Raw genomic sequence first — 15,224 nt, forward strand, 5'->3', positions numbered from 1 at the left:
GCAGAAAGACATCCTTTGACGGAGACAGCATGCGCTTCATTCACGCCGCGGATATTCACCTCGATAGCCCGCTGCACGGCCTTTCCGCCTACACGGACGCACCCGCCGACATGCTGCGCAACGCCACGCGCGAAGCCTTTTCGAAGCTCGTGTCGGTGGCGGTCGATGAACAGGTCGATTTCATGGTGATCGCCGGCGATCTGTACGACGGCACCTGGCGCGATCACAACACGGGCATCTTCTTCTGCCGCGAAATGGGCCGCCTGCGCCGCGCGGGCATTCCGGTCTACGTGCTGTTCGGCAATCACGACGCCGAAAGCGAAATGACGAGTCAGCTTCAATTGCCCGACAACGTCCACACGTTCTCGACGAGAAAGCCGCAGACCTTTCGCATCGACAATCTGAAGGTCGCGTTGCACGGCCATAGCTTCAAGGAAAAGGCGGTCACGACGAATCTCGTCACCGCGTATCCGCCTCCTGTCGCGGGGTACTTCAACATCGGCGTGCTGCATACCGCGCTCGAAGGCGGCTCGATGCACGCGAGTTACGCGCCGTGCTCCGTCGCTGAACTGCACGCGAAGGAATATCACTACTGGGCGCTCGGCCACGTCCACGATTACGCGATCTGGCAGGACGCATCGACCATCGTGTTTCCGGGCAATCTGCAAGGACGCAACATCCGCGAGACGGGCCGGCGCGGCGCGGTGCTCATCACGGTGTCGGACACGGAAGAGGTGAGCGTCGAGCGGCTTTTCATCGACGTGCTGCGCTGGGAAGCGGTCACGGTGGATGCATCGTCGGCGAGCACGCTCGATGAAGTCGCGCTCGCGGTCGGACGCGCACTTGAGGCGCTCGTCGAAGCGGCGGCGTCGTCCGTGCCGCACGCGGTGCGCGTGACGATCACCGGCGCGACCGGCGCGCACGGCGAACTGTTCGGACTGGAGACGCAACTGCGCGCCGAAGTGCTCGCGCAGATCGCAGCGATCAGCCACGACCGTCTGTGGCTCGAAAAAGTGAAGATCGCGACCGAGCCGCTCGCGCACAGCGAACCGTCGACGGGCCGCACCGATGCGCTCGCCGATCTTCACGGTCTGCTGATCGAAGCCGAGTCCGACCCGGAGTTTTTGAGCATGCTGAAAGATAGACTCATCGCGCTGGCATCGCAGGCGCCGAGCGAATTGCAGAAGTCCGTGCCCGAGCTCGAGTACGTGCGCAACGGCGAACTCGCGAAGCTGGTCGGCGAAGTGCGCTCCGGGCTGATCGCGCAACTGGCGGACGCGGAGTAAGCGATGCGCATCGGCAAGCTCGAACTCATTCGCTACGGCAAGTTCACCGATCACGCCGTCGAGTTTCCGGCGGCGGAGCATGACTTTCACTTCGTCGTCGGTCCGAACGAGGCCGGCAAATCGACCATCAAGAACGCGATTTCCGAGTTGCTCTTCGGCATGCCGCACAGCTCGCCGCTCGCGTTCGTGCATCCGCAGAGCGACTTGCGGCTCGGCGCGTCGATCGAAACGGGCGATGAAGCTTTCGCGTTTCATCGCACGAAGAGCCGTAAATCGTCGCTCAGTGCGCCGAACGGCGACGCGCTTCCCGCCGATGCGCTCGCGACGTATCTCGGCGCCGCCGACAAGAGCTTCTTCGAGCAGATGTACTGCCTCGATCACACGGCGCTGATTCGCGGCGGACAGAGCATCCTCGACGCGTCGAGCGATGTCGGGCAGGTGCTGTTCCAGTCGGCGGCAGGCATCGCGAGTCTCGGCGACGTGCGCCAGCGTCTCGCGGACGAAGCCGACAGCTTGTGGGCGAAGCGCAAGTCAGGCTGCGCGTACAACATCAGCCGGAAGCAATACGACGAAGCCACCGACGAACTGAAGCTCGCCAGCGTGCGAACCGCGAAGTGGACGCGCGCGCATGTCGCCGTCGAAGAGGCAGAGGAAAAGCGCCGCGAGCAGGACGCACATCGCGCGGAACTCGAAGCGCAGCGCGGCAAGCTGGAGCGTGTGCGGCGTGTCGCGCCGTTTCTGAACGTGTGGCGCGAGAAGGCGGCGGAGTTGCGCGAACTGGGCGAAGTCGTCGATTTGCCCGCGAACGCCGAGGCGACGCTGCAAAACGCGCTCACGCGGCTCGCGACGGCGCAAGGCGCGCTCGACGTGCACGCGAAAGCAGCCGGGCAATTGCACGCCGAACTGAGCGCGATTCACATCGATCACGCGCTGCTCGCCGCAGAGGCGCGCATCCGTTCGCTCGACGCCACGCAGCAGCGCTGCATGCATCACGCGACCGATATTGCCCGGCTCGAACAGGAAGTCGCGATGCGTCTGCGCCAGATCGCGCAGGACGGCGCGCAACTCGGCTGGCCGGACGATGAAGCGGACGTGCGCCGCACGATGCCCGGCGCGCTCGCGCTCCAGACGGTCACGAGCCTGATGCTCGAACGCGGCGAACTCGAACTCGCCGCGCGCAACGCGGATCAGGCCGCCGACGAAAGCGCTGCGCAGATCGACACGCTGAAAGCGAAGCTCGCGGCGATCGCGGGCGGCGATGTGCCGCCGGGTCTGCGTGCCGCGTTGCGTGCCGCGCAAAAGTATCGCGATTCGGGCGCGGCGAAAGAGCGCCTCGAAGACGCGACGCGCGACGCGCAGCAGACGCTCGACGCGGGCATCGCCTCGCTTGGCCGATGGTCGCGGCCAATCGCGGAATTGAAGACGATGACGCTGCCGGCGGCCGAGCGCATCGCCGCGTTGCGCACGCAGCGTCAGGAACTCGCGTCGCGGCTGAGCCTTGCCACGGATCGCGAGAAGGAAGCGCAGGACACGCTTCACGCGACGCGCAGCGAACTCGATGCGCTCGTCGAAGCGCACGATGTCGTGACGGGCGATCAGGTTCACGCCGCGCGCGCGTCGCGCGATGCAGCGTGGACTGCGATCCGGTCCGGCGATATCACGCTCGATGAAGGCGCGTCCGGCTTCGAAAGCACGATGCACGCGGCCGACGACCTCGCCGATCGTCAGCTCGGATCGGTCGGTCACGCGACGCAGCTCGCGGCGCTGAAACGGCGTGTCGCAAGCGAGGCATCGACGCTCGCGCGGCGGGAGGAAAGCGTGCGCGAAGCCGAAGCGGCGCTGACGACATTCGACGACGCCTGGCGCGCGCTCGCCGCGCAATCGCAGATCGCGGACATGCCGCTCGACGATGCGCCGTCGTGGATCGCCGCGCGCGACAAGGCACTGCTCGCGGCGCAGACGCTCGACGCGCGCACCGAGGAACTCGCGCGCGAATCCGCCGACGCCGATACGCGCCGCGACTTGCTCGCGCGACATCTTTTCGAGGCGGGCGCGCACACTGATGCGCACGCCGGCCTCGACATGCTGTGCGACATGGCCGAGGCGCATATCGCGGCCATCGACGAAGCCACGGTGACGCGCCGCAATGTCGCCGCGCAACTCGACGAAGCCCAGGCCGAACGTATCGCGCGGCAGGGCGTCGCGAAAGCGGCCCGAGAATCGTACGCGCGCTGGCAGCGCGAGTGGTCGGCGGCCATCGCGAAGGCGGGCCTCGCGAACGCGTCGGATTCGCTGGCCGGAGCCGAAGCGGCCATCGATATCGTGAAGAAGATCGGCGAGCAATTGACGCAGATCGAAACCACGCGCACTGGCCAGATCGACGCGATGCGCGCGGCGCTCGCCGCACTCGACGCCGATGCGTCGCAGCTCGCGCGCGAACTCGATGAATCGCTCGCGACGCAAGGCGCGAAGACAATCGCGACGGAACTGTCAGCGCGTCTCGATCGCGCATGCGCGGCGCATGCCGAGCGGGAGCGGTTGACGAAGGCGCATGCGTCGGCGAGCGAGCAGGTGAACCAGACGCGTGCCGACGTCGAACAGGCGAAGGAGACACTGCGTCCGCTCTATGATCTGGCCGGCGTCGATACGCCGGACGTGCTTCAGGCGCTGATCGCGCAATCGCAGAAAAAGCGCGCGCTGATCGCGGCGGTGGACGACGCGCGCGCCGCGCTCATCAAGGGCGGCGATGGCCTGTCGCTCGACGAACTCGTCGCGGAAGTGGAGGGCGCCGACATGCCGAACGTGCCTGCCGAGCTTTCGCGCATCGGGGCGGCGCTGTCCGAGTCGGTGCGAATCGCGAACGAAACCACGACCGCGTTCGATGCCGCACGTCGCGAACTCGACGCCATTTCGGGCGAAGCGAATGCAGCGCGTGCCGAAGCGAAGCGCCAGGAAGCGCTTGCCGCAATGGCCGATGCCGCCGAGCGCTTCGTGAAAGTCGAGACCGCATCGACGCTGCTCAAGTGGGCGATCGACCGTTATCGCGAGCGTCGGCAGGGCCCGATGCTCTCACGCGCGAGCGCGATATTTTCGGCGCTCACGCTCGATACCTTTTCGCGGCTCGTCGTCGATTACGACCGGCAGCCGATGGCGCTGTCGGCGGTTCGTGCGAGCGGCGAACACGTCGATATCGCCGGAATGAGCGAGGGCACGCGCGATCAGTTGTATCTCGCGCTGCGGCTGGCGGCGCTGGAAGAGCATGGTGAGAAGGCGTCGGCGTTGCCGTTCGTCGCCGACGATCTGTTCATCAATTTCGACGATGGCCGCGCGCGCGCCGGCCTGCGCGTGCTCGCGCAGATCGCGAAACGCACGCAGGTGATTTTTCTGAGCCACCACGATCATCTGGTCGATATCGTGCGCGACGTGTTCGGGCCGCAGGTCAACGTGCGTTACATGGGCTGAAGCATGCGGTCGAGGCGCATCAGCGTCTCGCGCGCGCCGCCGGCGATGCCCACGCTCGAGCCCGGTGCAATCGCGTGCTCGCGCGGATTGATGCGGATGACGCGCGGCCCGTTGCGCTCGCTGAAGCGCCGGACCGTCGGCAGCGCACGGCCCGCGCCGAGTTCGACGACCACGAGGTTTTCCACGTCATGCAGCCACGCGGCCAGCCTCTGCTCCTGCCGCGCCGAATGCGTGTCGATCCAGTTCCAGTCGCCGAACATGAGGATGTTCGGACGCGCGAGCGCGTGGCAATGCGGACAGCGCGGCATCGCGTTGACGAGCTCGCAGCGCGTCTCGTCGACGATCGGATCGAAGCTGTCGGCGGACCAGATGTCGTTCGTGCAGGCGTCGATGCATTGCAGTGAGTCGATCGCGCCGTGACATTCGGCGACGCGCTCGGGCGCGAAGCCCGCGCGCTGGAACTGGCCATCGACATTGCTCGTGAAGACGAACGCGCCGTGCGACATGCGCGCGGCCCAGCGCTTCAGCACGTGAAAGCCGTCATGCGGCGCGGTCGCGCGATACAGCGCGAGCCGATGCCCGTAGAAGCCCCACGCGAGCCGCGGATGTCGAACGAAGCCCTCGGGATTCGCCATCTCCTCGAACGAAAATCCGTGATGCCGCAACGCCGGATAGGCGCGCCAGAAGCCTTCGGGACCGCGATAATCCGGCAGTCCGGAATCGACGCCCATGCCTGCGCCCGCGGTGATCAGCAGACCGTCGGCATGACGAATCCATTCGGCCGCCTGCTCGAAAAACGCGGCGTCGTTCATTGCGCGTCTACCTGACCATAGCGGCTCGCGAGCTTGCGATAGTCGTCCGCGAATTCATCGCGCAGACCTTGCGGCGCGAGAATCTCGACGCCCGCGCCCAGCGCGCGCAGCCACCAGCGCAGCTTGAGACTCGGCGTGACCGTGCCCGTGACTTTCATGCGGCCATCGGGAAGGGCGTCGATCTGCTGATCCTTCGACATCGGCGATTCGCGCAACTGATTGCCCGCATTGCCTTCGAAAGCGAGTTCGAGCAGCACGGGCGGCTCGGGCAGAAAGTCGAATACCTGCTGCGTCTCGATGTACTTGCGCAGCTTGAAATCTTCGGGGTACGTGAAGGATTCGCCGGACTCCGTCACCGAGCGAATGCGATCGAGCCGGTAGAGCGTGCGCATCCATTCCGTCTCGCCTTTCTCCGGACGCGGCGCGCGACTCGGATCCTGCGCGACCATGTACATCACGCCGGCCGATTCGACGAGCGCGAGCGGCCAGAGTGTTTTCGTCTTCGGATCGTTGCCTTGTTCGGGCTTTTGCTCCGCCTTATACGCCGGGCGATATTGCACGAGCAATTCACGCTCGAAGAAAGTGGCGGTCGCGACAGTCTGAAAGATTTCCGGCCGCAGCTTCGGACGGATCAGCGTGAACGAGCCGTCGACGGAATCGATCTTGTCCGCCCACGCGCGATAGATGCGGCTGTCCGCCTTTTCCTGCGACAGCCGCGATTCGGCCGCCTTGAAGAGCGGATCGATGTCGCGCGTCACGGCGTTGGGCAGCTTGTTGCCCGCGAAGCGCTGAAGGATGTGGAACGCCACCGCTTCCGACGCGCTCATCAGGCCGCTGACGCCTTCCTGCAGGCCGTGCAGCCACGGCTTGCGCTGCCAGAGCAACTCGCGGCCGTTGAGCATCGACACGACGCGCGCATCGGCTTCCAGTGCGGTCAGATGGCGCTGCACCTTCTTCGTATAGCCGACGCGATGGCCGCGCTCTTCGAGACGCCTGCGGATTTCGGGCGTCGAGAGCCAGGCGGTCGCGTCCCGTTCGGTGGGCAACACGCGGAGGATGGCTTCGTCGAGGCTGGAGGTCATGGCGCGCGGGGATAGGCGGGAATGACTCCGATTATAGGAAGGGTTGAGACATTTCGTGTCTCGATGCGCGGGGCATGGACCGGCTTGAGGCGGAGGCACAAAAACAAAAAGCCCGGTCGCAATGACCGGGCTATCTGCTTGATTTCTTTGGTAGGCCGTACGGGATTCGAACCTGTGACCAACGGATTAAAAGTCCGCTGCTCTACCAGCTGAGCTAACGACCCGAAAGAGGCAAAATTATAGTCTCAAATTCCGAGAACCGTCAACCCGGTTCGTCGAAGAACAGCCTGATTCTCGAAAGAAAAACGCCCGCGGCTTCATTGCCCGCGGGCATTCTCCTCGAGAGGCGCGAAACGATGACGCTTCGCTTACTTCACCTGCGACATCTTGCTCTGCGCGGTCTGCGCGACTTCCGTACCGGCGTACTGCGAGATGATCTGCTGAAGCGTCTGCTTGGCAGCCGCCTTCTGACCTTGCTCGATCTGGTTGTTCGCGATTGCGAGCAACGCCTCGGGCGCTCGCGGATGCGTCGGATAACTCTTCACCAGGTCTTGCCAGATCGCCGTCGATCCCTTGTAGTCGCGCTGCGCGTAGAGCGCATTGCCGAGCCAGTACCGCGCCGTCGGCTGATACGGGCTCTGCGGATACTTCGCCACGAACGCCTTGAACGACGCCGCGGCATTTTTGTAGTCACCGTTACGGAATTGAGTCGACGCTGCGTTGAACGCTTCCGTCTCGCCGGGCTGCACTGAACCGGTCACGCCGTCGACAGTCTCTTGCTGCGGCTCGAACTTTTTCAAGCGCGCGTCGAGGTCGGCGTAATAGTCCTTCTGCTGCTTCTGCAGCGTTCCGACCTGATTGGCCAGATCCTCGTTCTGGCCGCGAAGCGTGGCGACCTGCTGATTGAGCTGGTCGATACGGTTCGATTGATCGAGGATCGTGCGCTGGGCCGCCTGCAACTGACTGGACAGGCTGTCAGTTTTCGTGCGCAGGTCGAGCACGGCTTTACGCGCTTCGGTGTCGTCGAAGACGCCGGCGTGCGCAGGCACGCTCAGCATCGTCGAACCGAGTACGCACGCGGCTGCGGCCAGGCGCAGCAAGGGAAAGCGATACAACATAGGGCGACTCACCCGTGACTGGTTACGTTAAGTTGATTACTGCTGGTACACGAGGTCCGCACGGCGGTTCTGTGCCCACGACGATTCGTCGTGACCCGTCGCCGTCGGCTTTTCCTTGCCGAGGCTCACGGCTTCCATCTGCGTATCGGCGACGCCCATCAGCGACATCGCGCGACGCACGGCTTCCGCACGCTTCTGGCCGAGCGCCAGGTTGTACTCGCTCGTGCCGCGCTCGTCGGTGTTGCCCTGGATCAGGACGTGACGCTCCGGATGGCTCTTCAGGTACGACGAGTGTTGTTGCAGCAGCGGCTGATAGTCGTCCTTCACGGCGTAGCTGTCGAAGTCGAAGAAAATGCTGCGCTTGGCGAGCGGGCTGTTCGGGTCGTTCAGCGGGTCGATGTTGACCTGCTTCACGTCCGTCGGGTTCGGCTGCGTGCCGACTGCACCCTTGTTCTGGCCTTCGTCGAGCTTCACGCCCGAGTGACACGCCGCCAATGCGCCGACCATCGCAACTGCCAGGCCGATACGAAGTTTCGACATCATGGTACCTCTCCTTGTGTTGTAGCTGAACGTTGTTTGTGAAACGTTATTGCTGGACTTATTGCATGAACGGACCCCAGGACGGCTCGCGCACCACACCGCCCTGTACGGACAAGACTTGCCGCGTACGACCGTCGGTCGAAACGGCTGCCAACACGCCACGTCCGTTCACTTGGGTGGCGTAGAGGATGTACTGACCATTCGCCGCGAAGCTCGGCGATTCGTCATGCGTCGTGTCGGTCAGCCCCGTCGCCGTGCCGGACGCGAGGTCCTGCAGATAAAGCTTGAAGCCGCCGCCAGTGCGCGAAATGTACGCGAGTTGCTTGCCGTCCGGACTCACGCGCGGGCTCGTGTTGTACGCGCCTGCAAACGTGACCCGCTGGGCCGCGCCGGCGCTTTCACCCGCCGCCGGCATCTTGTAGATCTGCGGTTGGCCGCCGCGATCGCTCGTGAAATAAATCGAGTTGCCATCAGGAGAGTAGTACGGCTCGGTGTCGATGGAACTGCCTTGCGTCAGACGGCGCAGGCCGGAGCCGTCTGCGTTGACTTCGAAAATCTGCGTGTTGCCGGTGCGCGAGAGCGCGACCGCGAGCTTGCGGCCATCAGGCGACCACGCCGGGGCACTGTTGTTGCCCTTCTGATTCGACACGACCACGCGACGTCCCGTCGGCAGATCGTGGATGTACACCACCGGCTTCTTCTTTTCGAACGACACGTATGCGACCTTCGTGCCGTCCGGCGACCACGCCGGCGAGATGATCGGCTCCGGGCTGGACAGGGCGATCTTCGCGTCGTGTCCGTCCGAATCCGAAATCTGCAATTGATAGCGGCCGCCCGTCTGAATGACATAGGACAGACGCGTGGCGAATACGCCGCGGCCGCCGAGCAGCTTCGCGTAGATGTAGTCAGCGATCTTGTGCGCGCTCATGCGCAGGCCGCTTTCGGCGCTGACGAGCGACAGGCCGCCGAGATTCTGCTGCTTGACGGTGTCGTAGAGGCGGAAGCGCACTTCGTACTGGCCGTTCGGCAGCTTGTTCACGCTGCCCGACACGAACGCGTCCGCGCCTTTTGCCTTCCATGCGCCGAGATCGACCGAATCGGTCTCCGACACCGGCGTGCCGCCCGCGTCGATATTCGTGAACTTGCCGCTTCGTTGCAGATCCTGGCGAATGATCGCGCTGACCTGCTGCGGAGAACTCGCTTCATTGGCGAAATTGGCTGTCGCGATCGGAAACTGGGTCGAACCGACGCCGGTCACGAGTACGTTCAACTGGGCGTGTGCGGCGGTGCCGGCTGCGATCAGGCAGGACGCAACCAGCGTTTTCAGGCCAAGCTTCGTCATCAAACTCATGCTGTATAGGTTCCAGATAAAAGCGTTTTCAAGTGTCCGCGGACTGCAGAACAGACCCGCGCTCGCACAATTCGTTCCCGCTGCTTAATGCCGGCTTACAGTGCAGCTTTTCAAGCACGATCAGCCTCCTGCGGGACGCAGCGTAATCGTGAAACGGTCCGGAGCCTTGCCGTCGATGTCCACCGGCATCGGATCCGAGCGCTGCACTGCGCGCAAGGCCGCCTGATCCCACTGCTCGTTGCCGCTCGAGCGGGTGATGTTCGCCGACAGCAGCGTGCCCGTCGGCGAGCAACGCACCGACACGACAGTCTCGAGCCCGGCTGTCTCGCCCGCCCACACGATATTCGGCCGCACGCGTCGCTGCACCTTCTCGGCGTATCCCGGCGAGGTCGCATTGCCGCCCGCGCCCTTGCCCGTGCCGCTCTTCGCGAGGCCTTCGCCGCTGCCCGCAGTTCCTCCGCCCAACTGACCTTGCAGTTGCGCGAGACGCGCCTTGCGTTCCGCATCGACCTTGGCCTTCGCTTCCGCATCGGCCTTGGCTTTCGCCTGCGCAGCCGCCTTTGCCTTGGCGTCGGCTTCAGCCTTGGCCTTGGCTTGTGCATCGGCCTTCGCCTTGGCTTCCTGCTGTTCCTTCTGATCCTTGAGCTGTTCCTGCTTCTGCGCTTCGGCCTGCTGTTGTTGACGCTGCTTGTCCTGCTGCGCCTTCTGTTGCTGCTGCTTCTGCAGTTCGGCCTGACGCTGCTGCTCGATCTGCTTCTGCTTGTCCTGCATGGCCTTCTGGGTAGCGGCCGCGGCGGCGAGTTGCTGCTGGCGCTTCTCTTCCGCTTCCTGACGCGCCTGCTCCTGCTGACGACGCTGCTCCGCGAGCTGCGCTTCACGCGCGGCCGCTTCCTGCTGCTTGCGCTTTTTCTCCTGCAACGCGATATCCGCGTCCTCGTCCTTTGCAGGCGGCGGCGCGGGCTGCACCTTCACCGGCGTGGGCGGTGGCGGAGCGGGGCGGGGCGTCGGCGCGGACGTGTCCGGAATCTCGGTCCAGATTTCCGCTTCCGAGCCTGCGGGCGTGTTGTTCTGCCAGTTGATGCCGTGGTACAGCAGCCAGCCGAGCAGCAGGTGCATCAACGCCGCGAGCGCGAACGCCTTGCCCGTGCCGCGCTCGCGCGGCGGGCGAATCGGTCGCGCGGACGATGCGCGTGTCTGCCTGTGCAAAAGGGTCATTGCGATTTGACGAGCAATCCGACGCGCTTCACGCCGCGCGCCTTCATATCGGACATCACGTTCATCACGACTTCATACTTCACGGTCTTGTCCGCCGCGATCACGACGGGCTGATCCGGATGCGATTCCTGACGATTGAGCACGAAGGTGTTCAGCTCTTCCTTCGACATCTTCTGCTCCTGCGTCGCGCCGCCTTCTTCCTTGTAGCGGACGTTCATGCTGCCGTCCGCCTTGATGTTGATGACGAGCGGCGGCTGCTGCTCCTGCGGCTGCGCATTGCCGACCGTCGGCAAATTGATGATGGACGGCGAAACGAGCGGCGCCGTCACCATGAAGATGACGAGTAGCACGAGCATCACGTCGATATACGGCACGACGTTGATATCGGACATCGCGCGGCGCGAGCTGCCGCGCATGCTGGAACGAATGGGGCCTGCCATCGCGGACTCCTTGCTTAGTGCGCCTGACGCTGCAGAATGTTCGAGAACTCTTCGATGAAGGTTTCGAAGCGGATCGCCAGACGGTCGATATCGTGCGCGTAACGGTTGTATGCGACCACGGCCGGAATCGCGGCGAAGAGGCCGATCGCGGTCGCGACGAGCGCCTCGGCGATGCCCGGCGCCACGTTCGCGAGCGTCGCCTGCTGCACGTTGGCGAGTCCGCGGAACGAATTCATGATGCCCCAGACGGTGCCGAACAGACCGATATACGGACTCACCGAGCCGACCGACGCGAGAAACGCGAGATTCGCCTCGAGCACGTCCATTTCGCGCTGAAACGCGGCGCGCATCGCGCGGCGGGAGCCGTCGAGGATCGCGCCCGGATCGGTGATGCGGCGCTCCTTGCCCTTCAGAAATTCGCGCATGCCGGATTCGAAGATACGCTCCAGCGCACCGATGGTGTGGCGATTATTCGCCGCGCTCTGATACAGCGCCTGCAGGTCGCCGCCCGACCAGAAATCGCGCTCGAAACGCTCGGTTTGCGCGCGCGCGCGACGAATCGCGAACCACTTGCGAAAGATGAAGGTCCACGACAGCAGCGACAGCAACAGCAGCAGCGCCATCACCGCCTGCGCGAGCAGGCTCGCGTGAATGACGAGAGAAATGATCGACAGGTCTTGTGTATTGTTCATAAAGGTCCGCTGTTACGTCCCGCAAGGGGCGTCCGCTCAAAGCATCATGCTTTCGTGAAAGGGATGTGAATCAAACGAAAGCCGTGCCTTGACCGGCTCATGCTCGTTAGTGCTTCCTCTGTTACCGATGCCCTGGTTCGCTTCGGGGTGCGATGCGTTCATCGTTCAGGCCCGATCCGGATTCGTGCCGCATGACGCGATGACGGGAGCGGCGTTTGGGCCGCGCTTCAACCCGTCGAGCACGCCGTCGGGAATGGCGGCCGGACGAATCGACGCACGATCCACCGAAGCGACGCGAATGTCGCCGCTCGCGAGCAGCACGCCGTCGCGCCACGCTTCCTGATGAAAATCCACCGATGCACGCCCGAGCCGCTCGATGCGGCTCACGACGCGAATGACGTCATCCAGACGCGCCGGCGACGCGTATTCGACGGACGTGCGTCGCACGACGAACACGATGCCGTTCGACTCTGCGAGACGCTGCTGGTCGATGCCGCACGCGCGCAGCCATTCGGTGCGCGCCCGTTCGAAGAACTTCAGGTAGTTCGCGTAGAAGACGATGCCGCCGGCGTCGGTGTCCTCGTAGTACACCCGAACCGGCCAATCGAAAGTCAACGAATCACTCACCTTTGCGCCGCTCCGCTCGCGCGGAGGCTGATCGGCCCGCTCCGGCTCGCTTTTTGACAAATATTCATCGGCGGCATTTTACCGGAACCGGAAGCACGACTGCCAAAACCTTGGGCATATACCCGAATCAGCCGCGGTGAATTTGCAACGGTGCGAACGTCTGCGCGACCGGCATCATCTCGATTGCATTGATATTCACGTGCGCCGGACGCGTGGCGATCCAGTAGATCGCATCGGCGATATCTTCGGGCGTCAGCGCCTGCACGTCCTTGTATACGGTCGCCGCCTTGGTGTCGTCGCCCTTGAAGCGCACGTTGGAAAATTCGGTGCCGCCCACGAGCCCCGGTTCGATGTCGGTCACGCGCAGGGCGGTGCCGGCGACGTCGGAACGCAGGTTCAGGCTGAACTGCCGCACGAACGCCTTGGTCGCGCCGTACACGTTCCCGCCGATATACGGATACGTGCCGGCCACCGATCCCATATTGAACACATGCCCGCGATTGCGCTCGATCATGCCGGGGAGGATCGCATGCGTGACGGTGACGAGTCCCGTGCAGTTCGTCTCGATCATGCCTTTCCAGTCGTCGAGGTTCGCGCGCTGCGCGGGTTCGAGACCGAGCGCGAGGCCGGCGTTGTTCACGAGCACGTCGATCTGGGCGAACGCCTCGGGCAGCGAGGCGATGGCGTTGCGGACCCCATCTTCATCGCGCACGTCGAGTTCGACCGGCAGGAGCGCGTCGCCGAGTTCGTTCGACAGCGCGACCAGGCGCTCCTTGCGACGCGCGGCAGCGATCACGCGATGGCCGCCCTTCACGAAAGTGCGGGCGATGGCAGCGCCGAATCCGGCCGACGCGCCGGTGACGAAAACGATCATGAGCGGACTCCGAATGGGGTGAAATGAGTAAAGCCGGAGCACATCCGGCGACGGCGCAAAGGGTACTTCCATTGATGCGGCGCGGCAAGCAATCGCGAGCGCGAACGATCGTGCTTTAAGCGTGGTTGCAGGCATGCCGGATCGCGCCGGAAGCCGGTTGCCTAAAGCCTGCCCGCCCATTAAACTACAACGCTCAAACCCCGCGTGACTGGCGATAGAATCTTCGGATTCAAGGTGGAGCGACCCACCAGGAAGCGCGGAGCGTCGTTTTGCCGTTCGCCTGGGCAGCTGAGATCCGCACGCCGTCGTTGCGTTGCCGGTGGCTGTCCGTTCCGCGAAACCGGATTCATCCTCTATCCGTCGCGCCTGGACTCCATCGGTTTCCAGCGTCTTTTGCGTCTGCATCAAACGTGGCGCACGCGCGATCCGGTCAACCTGTTTTGAACTCACGGAAAACGTATGTTTGACAGAGCCGAAAGTACCCTCGCCAATGTCGATCCCGAATTGCTCAAGGCGATCGAGCAGGAAAACCGTCGCCAGGAAGATCACATCGAGCTGATCGCGTCGGAAAACTACACGAGCCCGGCCGTGATGGCCGCGCAGGGCTCGCAACTCACGAACAAATACGCCGAAGGTTATCCGGGCAAGCGCTATTACGGCGGCTGCGAATATGTGGACATCGTCGAGCAGCTCGCGATCGACCGCGTGAAGCAGCTCTTCGGCGCCGAAGCGGCGAACGTGCAGCCGAATTCCGGCTCGCAAGCCAATCAGGGCGTGTTCTTCGCCGTGCTCAAGCCGGGCGACACGATCATGGGCATGAGCCTCGCCGAAGGCGGTCACCTCACGCACGGCTCGCCGGTCAACATGTCGGGCAAGTGGTTCAGCGTGGTGAGCTACGGCCTGAACGAAGCCGAAGACATCGACTACGAAAAGACCGAAGCGCTCGCCAAGGAACACAAGCCGAAGCTGATCGTCGCGGGCGCGTCGGCGTTTGCGCTGAAGATCGACTTCGAGCGTCTTTCGAAGATCGCGAAGAGTGTCGGCGCTTACTTCATGGTCGACATGGCGCACTACGCAGGTCTCGTCGCAGCGGGCGTGTATCCGAACCCGGTGCCGCACGCGGACTTCGTCACCACGACTACGCACAAGAGCCTGCGCGGCCCGCGCGGCGGCGTGATCCTGATGAAGGCCGAGTTCGAGAAGCAGATCAACTCGGCAATTTTCCCGGGCATTCAGGGCGGACCGCTCATGCACGTGATCGCTGCGAAGGCCGTCGCGTTCAAGGAAGCGCTGTCGCCGGAGTTCAAGACGTATCAGCAAGCCGTGATCGATAACGCGCGCGTGCTGGCCGAAACGCTGGTGAAACGCGGTCTGCGCATCGTGTCGGGCCGCACTGAAAGCCACGTGATGCTCGTCGATTTGCGCGCCAAGAAGATCACCGGCAAGGCCGCCGAAGCCGCACTCGGTGCCGCGCACATCACGGTCAACAAGAACGCCATTCCGAACGATCCGGAAAAGCCGTTCGTCACGAGCGGCGTGCGACTCGGCTCGCCGGCGATGACCACGCGCGGCTTCGGCGTGAAGGAAGCGGAGACCGTGGGCAACCTGATCGCCGACGTGCTCGACAATCCGGAAGACCAGGCGACCATCGAGCGCGTGCGCGCGCAAGTGGCCGATCTGACCAAGCGTTTCCCGGTCTACCGTTAATTCGCGAGCCCAACGCCG

The 15,224-nt window shown here is 64.0% G+C and carries 13 protein-coding genes, 1 tRNA gene and 1 riboswitch; of the genes, 3 read left to right on the top strand and 11 right to left on the bottom strand.

The features are described from left to right. Positions 1–29 precede the first annotated feature (29 nt). On the top strand, positions 30–1,286 hold the full coding sequence (locus tag ACEN42_RS03340) for an exonuclease SbcCD subunit D (protein WP_371880620.1): 1,257 nt from the start codon (positions 30–32) through the stop codon (positions 1,284–1,286). 3 nt (positions 1,287–1,289) lie between these two features. Next, positions 1,290–4,748: an AAA family ATPase gene (locus tag ACEN42_RS03345; protein ID WP_371880621.1), complete on the top strand. Its 3,459-nt coding sequence runs from the start codon at positions 1,290–1,292 to the stop codon at positions 4,746–4,748. Here ACEN42_RS03345 and ACEN42_RS03350 read toward each other — a convergent pair. The 11 genes from ACEN42_RS03350 to ACEN42_RS03400 form a co-directional block, all read right to left on the bottom strand. Continuing rightward, a complete protein-coding gene (locus ACEN42_RS03350; protein ID WP_371880622.1) occupies positions 4,736–5,560 on the bottom strand; it encodes an NAD-dependent deacetylase in 825 nt (274 codons plus the stop codon). The genes ACEN42_RS03345 and ACEN42_RS03350 overlap by 13 nt on opposite strands. Beyond that, positions 5,557–6,642: a YafY family protein gene (locus ACEN42_RS03355; RefSeq protein ID WP_238212752.1), complete on the bottom strand. Its 1,086-nt coding sequence runs from the start codon at positions 6,640–6,642 to the stop codon at positions 5,557–5,559. The genes ACEN42_RS03350 and ACEN42_RS03355 overlap by 4 nt, the downstream gene beginning before the upstream one ends. Positions 6,643–6,790: 148 nt before the next feature. Further along, positions 6,791–6,866 (bottom strand) — tRNA-Lys (locus tag ACEN42_RS03360). Positions 6,867–7,010: 144 nt separating this feature from the next. Further along, on the bottom strand, positions 7,011–7,760 hold the full coding sequence (ybgF, locus tag ACEN42_RS03365) for a tol-pal system protein YbgF (RefSeq protein WP_371880623.1): 750 nt from the start codon (positions 7,758–7,760) through the stop codon (positions 7,011–7,013). A 36-nt stretch (positions 7,761–7,796) separates the two neighbouring features. After that, positions 7,797–8,303, bottom strand: coding sequence for a peptidoglycan-associated lipoprotein Pal (pal, locus tag ACEN42_RS03370; protein ID WP_035500712.1), 507 nt, complete (start codon positions 8,301–8,303; stop codon positions 7,797–7,799). Between the two features lie 55 nt (positions 8,304–8,358). Continuing rightward, positions 8,359–9,651 carry a Tol-Pal system beta propeller repeat protein TolB gene (gene tolB / locus ACEN42_RS03375; RefSeq protein WP_371880624.1) on the bottom strand — a complete coding sequence of 431 codons (1,293 nt, stop codon included), beginning with the start codon at positions 9,649–9,651 and terminating at the stop codon, positions 8,359–8,361. Between the two features lie 120 nt (positions 9,652–9,771). After that, a complete protein-coding gene (tolA, locus tag ACEN42_RS03380; RefSeq protein ID WP_371880625.1) occupies positions 9,772–10,866 on the bottom strand; it encodes a cell envelope integrity protein TolA in 1,095 nt (364 codons plus the stop codon). Beyond that, positions 10,863–11,306, bottom strand: a complete 444-nt coding sequence (gene tolR / locus ACEN42_RS03385; RefSeq protein WP_035500719.1) for a protein TolR — start codon at positions 11,304–11,306, stop codon at positions 10,863–10,865. The genes tolA and tolR overlap by 4 nt, the downstream gene beginning before the upstream one ends. Positions 11,307–11,320: 14 nt before the next feature. Continuing rightward, positions 11,321–11,998: a protein TolQ gene (tolQ, locus tag ACEN42_RS03390; protein ID WP_061121284.1), complete on the bottom strand. Its 678-nt coding sequence runs from the start codon at positions 11,996–11,998 to the stop codon at positions 11,321–11,323. A 165-nt stretch (positions 11,999–12,163) separates the two neighbouring features. Then, positions 12,164–12,625 carry a tol-pal system-associated acyl-CoA thioesterase gene (gene ybgC, locus ACEN42_RS03395; protein ID WP_371880626.1) on the bottom strand — a complete coding sequence of 154 codons (462 nt, stop codon included), beginning with the start codon at positions 12,623–12,625 and terminating at the stop codon, positions 12,164–12,166. Positions 12,626–12,752: 127 nt separating this feature from the next. Then, entirely contained in the window at positions 12,753–13,499 is a 747-nt protein-coding gene (locus ACEN42_RS03400; RefSeq protein ID WP_238212746.1) for an SDR family NAD(P)-dependent oxidoreductase, read from the bottom strand. Between the two features lie 194 nt (positions 13,500–13,693). Next, a riboswitch (ZMP/ZTP riboswitch) is annotated at positions 13,694–13,792 on the top strand. A 166-nt stretch (positions 13,793–13,958) separates the two neighbouring features. Here ACEN42_RS03400 and glyA point away from each other — a divergent pair. Continuing rightward, positions 13,959–15,206, top strand: coding sequence for a serine hydroxymethyltransferase (gene glyA, locus ACEN42_RS03405; RefSeq protein ID WP_371880627.1), 1,248 nt, complete (start codon positions 13,959–13,961; stop codon positions 15,204–15,206). Positions 15,207–15,224 lie beyond the last annotated feature (18 nt).

Source organism: Caballeronia sp. S22, assembly GCF_964261745.1.
In the GTDB taxonomy this organism is placed as follows: domain Bacteria; phylum Pseudomonadota; class Gammaproteobacteria; order Burkholderiales; family Burkholderiaceae; genus Caballeronia; species Caballeronia jiangsuensis.

What these genes read in the sequence shown, in the direction of transcription:
- tolA (WP_371880625.1), bottom strand. Translation starts at nt 10,866, where the DNA reads ATGACCCTTTTGCACAGGCAGACACGCGCATCGTCCGCGCGACCGATT.
- ACEN42_RS03345 (WP_371880621.1), top strand. Translation starts at nt 1,290, where the DNA reads ATGCGCATCGGCAAGCTCGAACTCATTCGCTACGGCAAGTTCACCGAT.
- ACEN42_RS03340 (WP_371880620.1), top strand. Translation starts at nt 30, where the DNA reads ATGCGCTTCATTCACGCCGCGGATATTCACCTCGATAGCCCGCTGCAC.
- tolR (WP_035500719.1), bottom strand. Translation starts at nt 11,306, where the DNA reads ATGGCAGGCCCCATTCGTTCCAGCATGCGCGGCAGCTCGCGCCGCGCG.
- tolQ (WP_061121284.1), bottom strand. Translation starts at nt 11,998, where the DNA reads ATGAACAATACACAAGACCTGTCGATCATTTCTCTCGTCATTCACGCG.
- pal (WP_035500712.1), bottom strand. Translation starts at nt 8,303, where the DNA reads ATGATGTCGAAACTTCGTATCGGCCTGGCAGTTGCGATGGTCGGCGCA.
- ACEN42_RS03400 (WP_238212746.1), bottom strand. Translation starts at nt 13,499, where the DNA reads ATGATCGTTTTCGTCACCGGCGCGTCGGCCGGATTCGGCGCTGCCATC.
- tolB (WP_371880624.1), bottom strand. Translation starts at nt 9,651, where the DNA reads ATGAGTTTGATGACGAAGCTTGGCCTGAAAACGCTGGTTGCGTCCTGC.
- ACEN42_RS03350 (WP_371880622.1), bottom strand. Translation starts at nt 5,560, where the DNA reads ATGAACGACGCCGCGTTTTTCGAGCAGGCGGCCGAATGGATTCGTCAT.
- ACEN42_RS03355 (WP_238212752.1), bottom strand. Translation starts at nt 6,642, where the DNA reads ATGACCTCCAGCCTCGACGAAGCCATCCTCCGCGTGTTGCCCACCGAA.
- glyA (WP_371880627.1), top strand. Translation starts at nt 13,959, where the DNA reads ATGTTTGACAGAGCCGAAAGTACCCTCGCCAATGTCGATCCCGAATTG.
- ybgF (WP_371880623.1), bottom strand. Translation starts at nt 7,760, where the DNA reads ATGTTGTATCGCTTTCCCTTGCTGCGCCTGGCCGCAGCCGCGTGCGTA.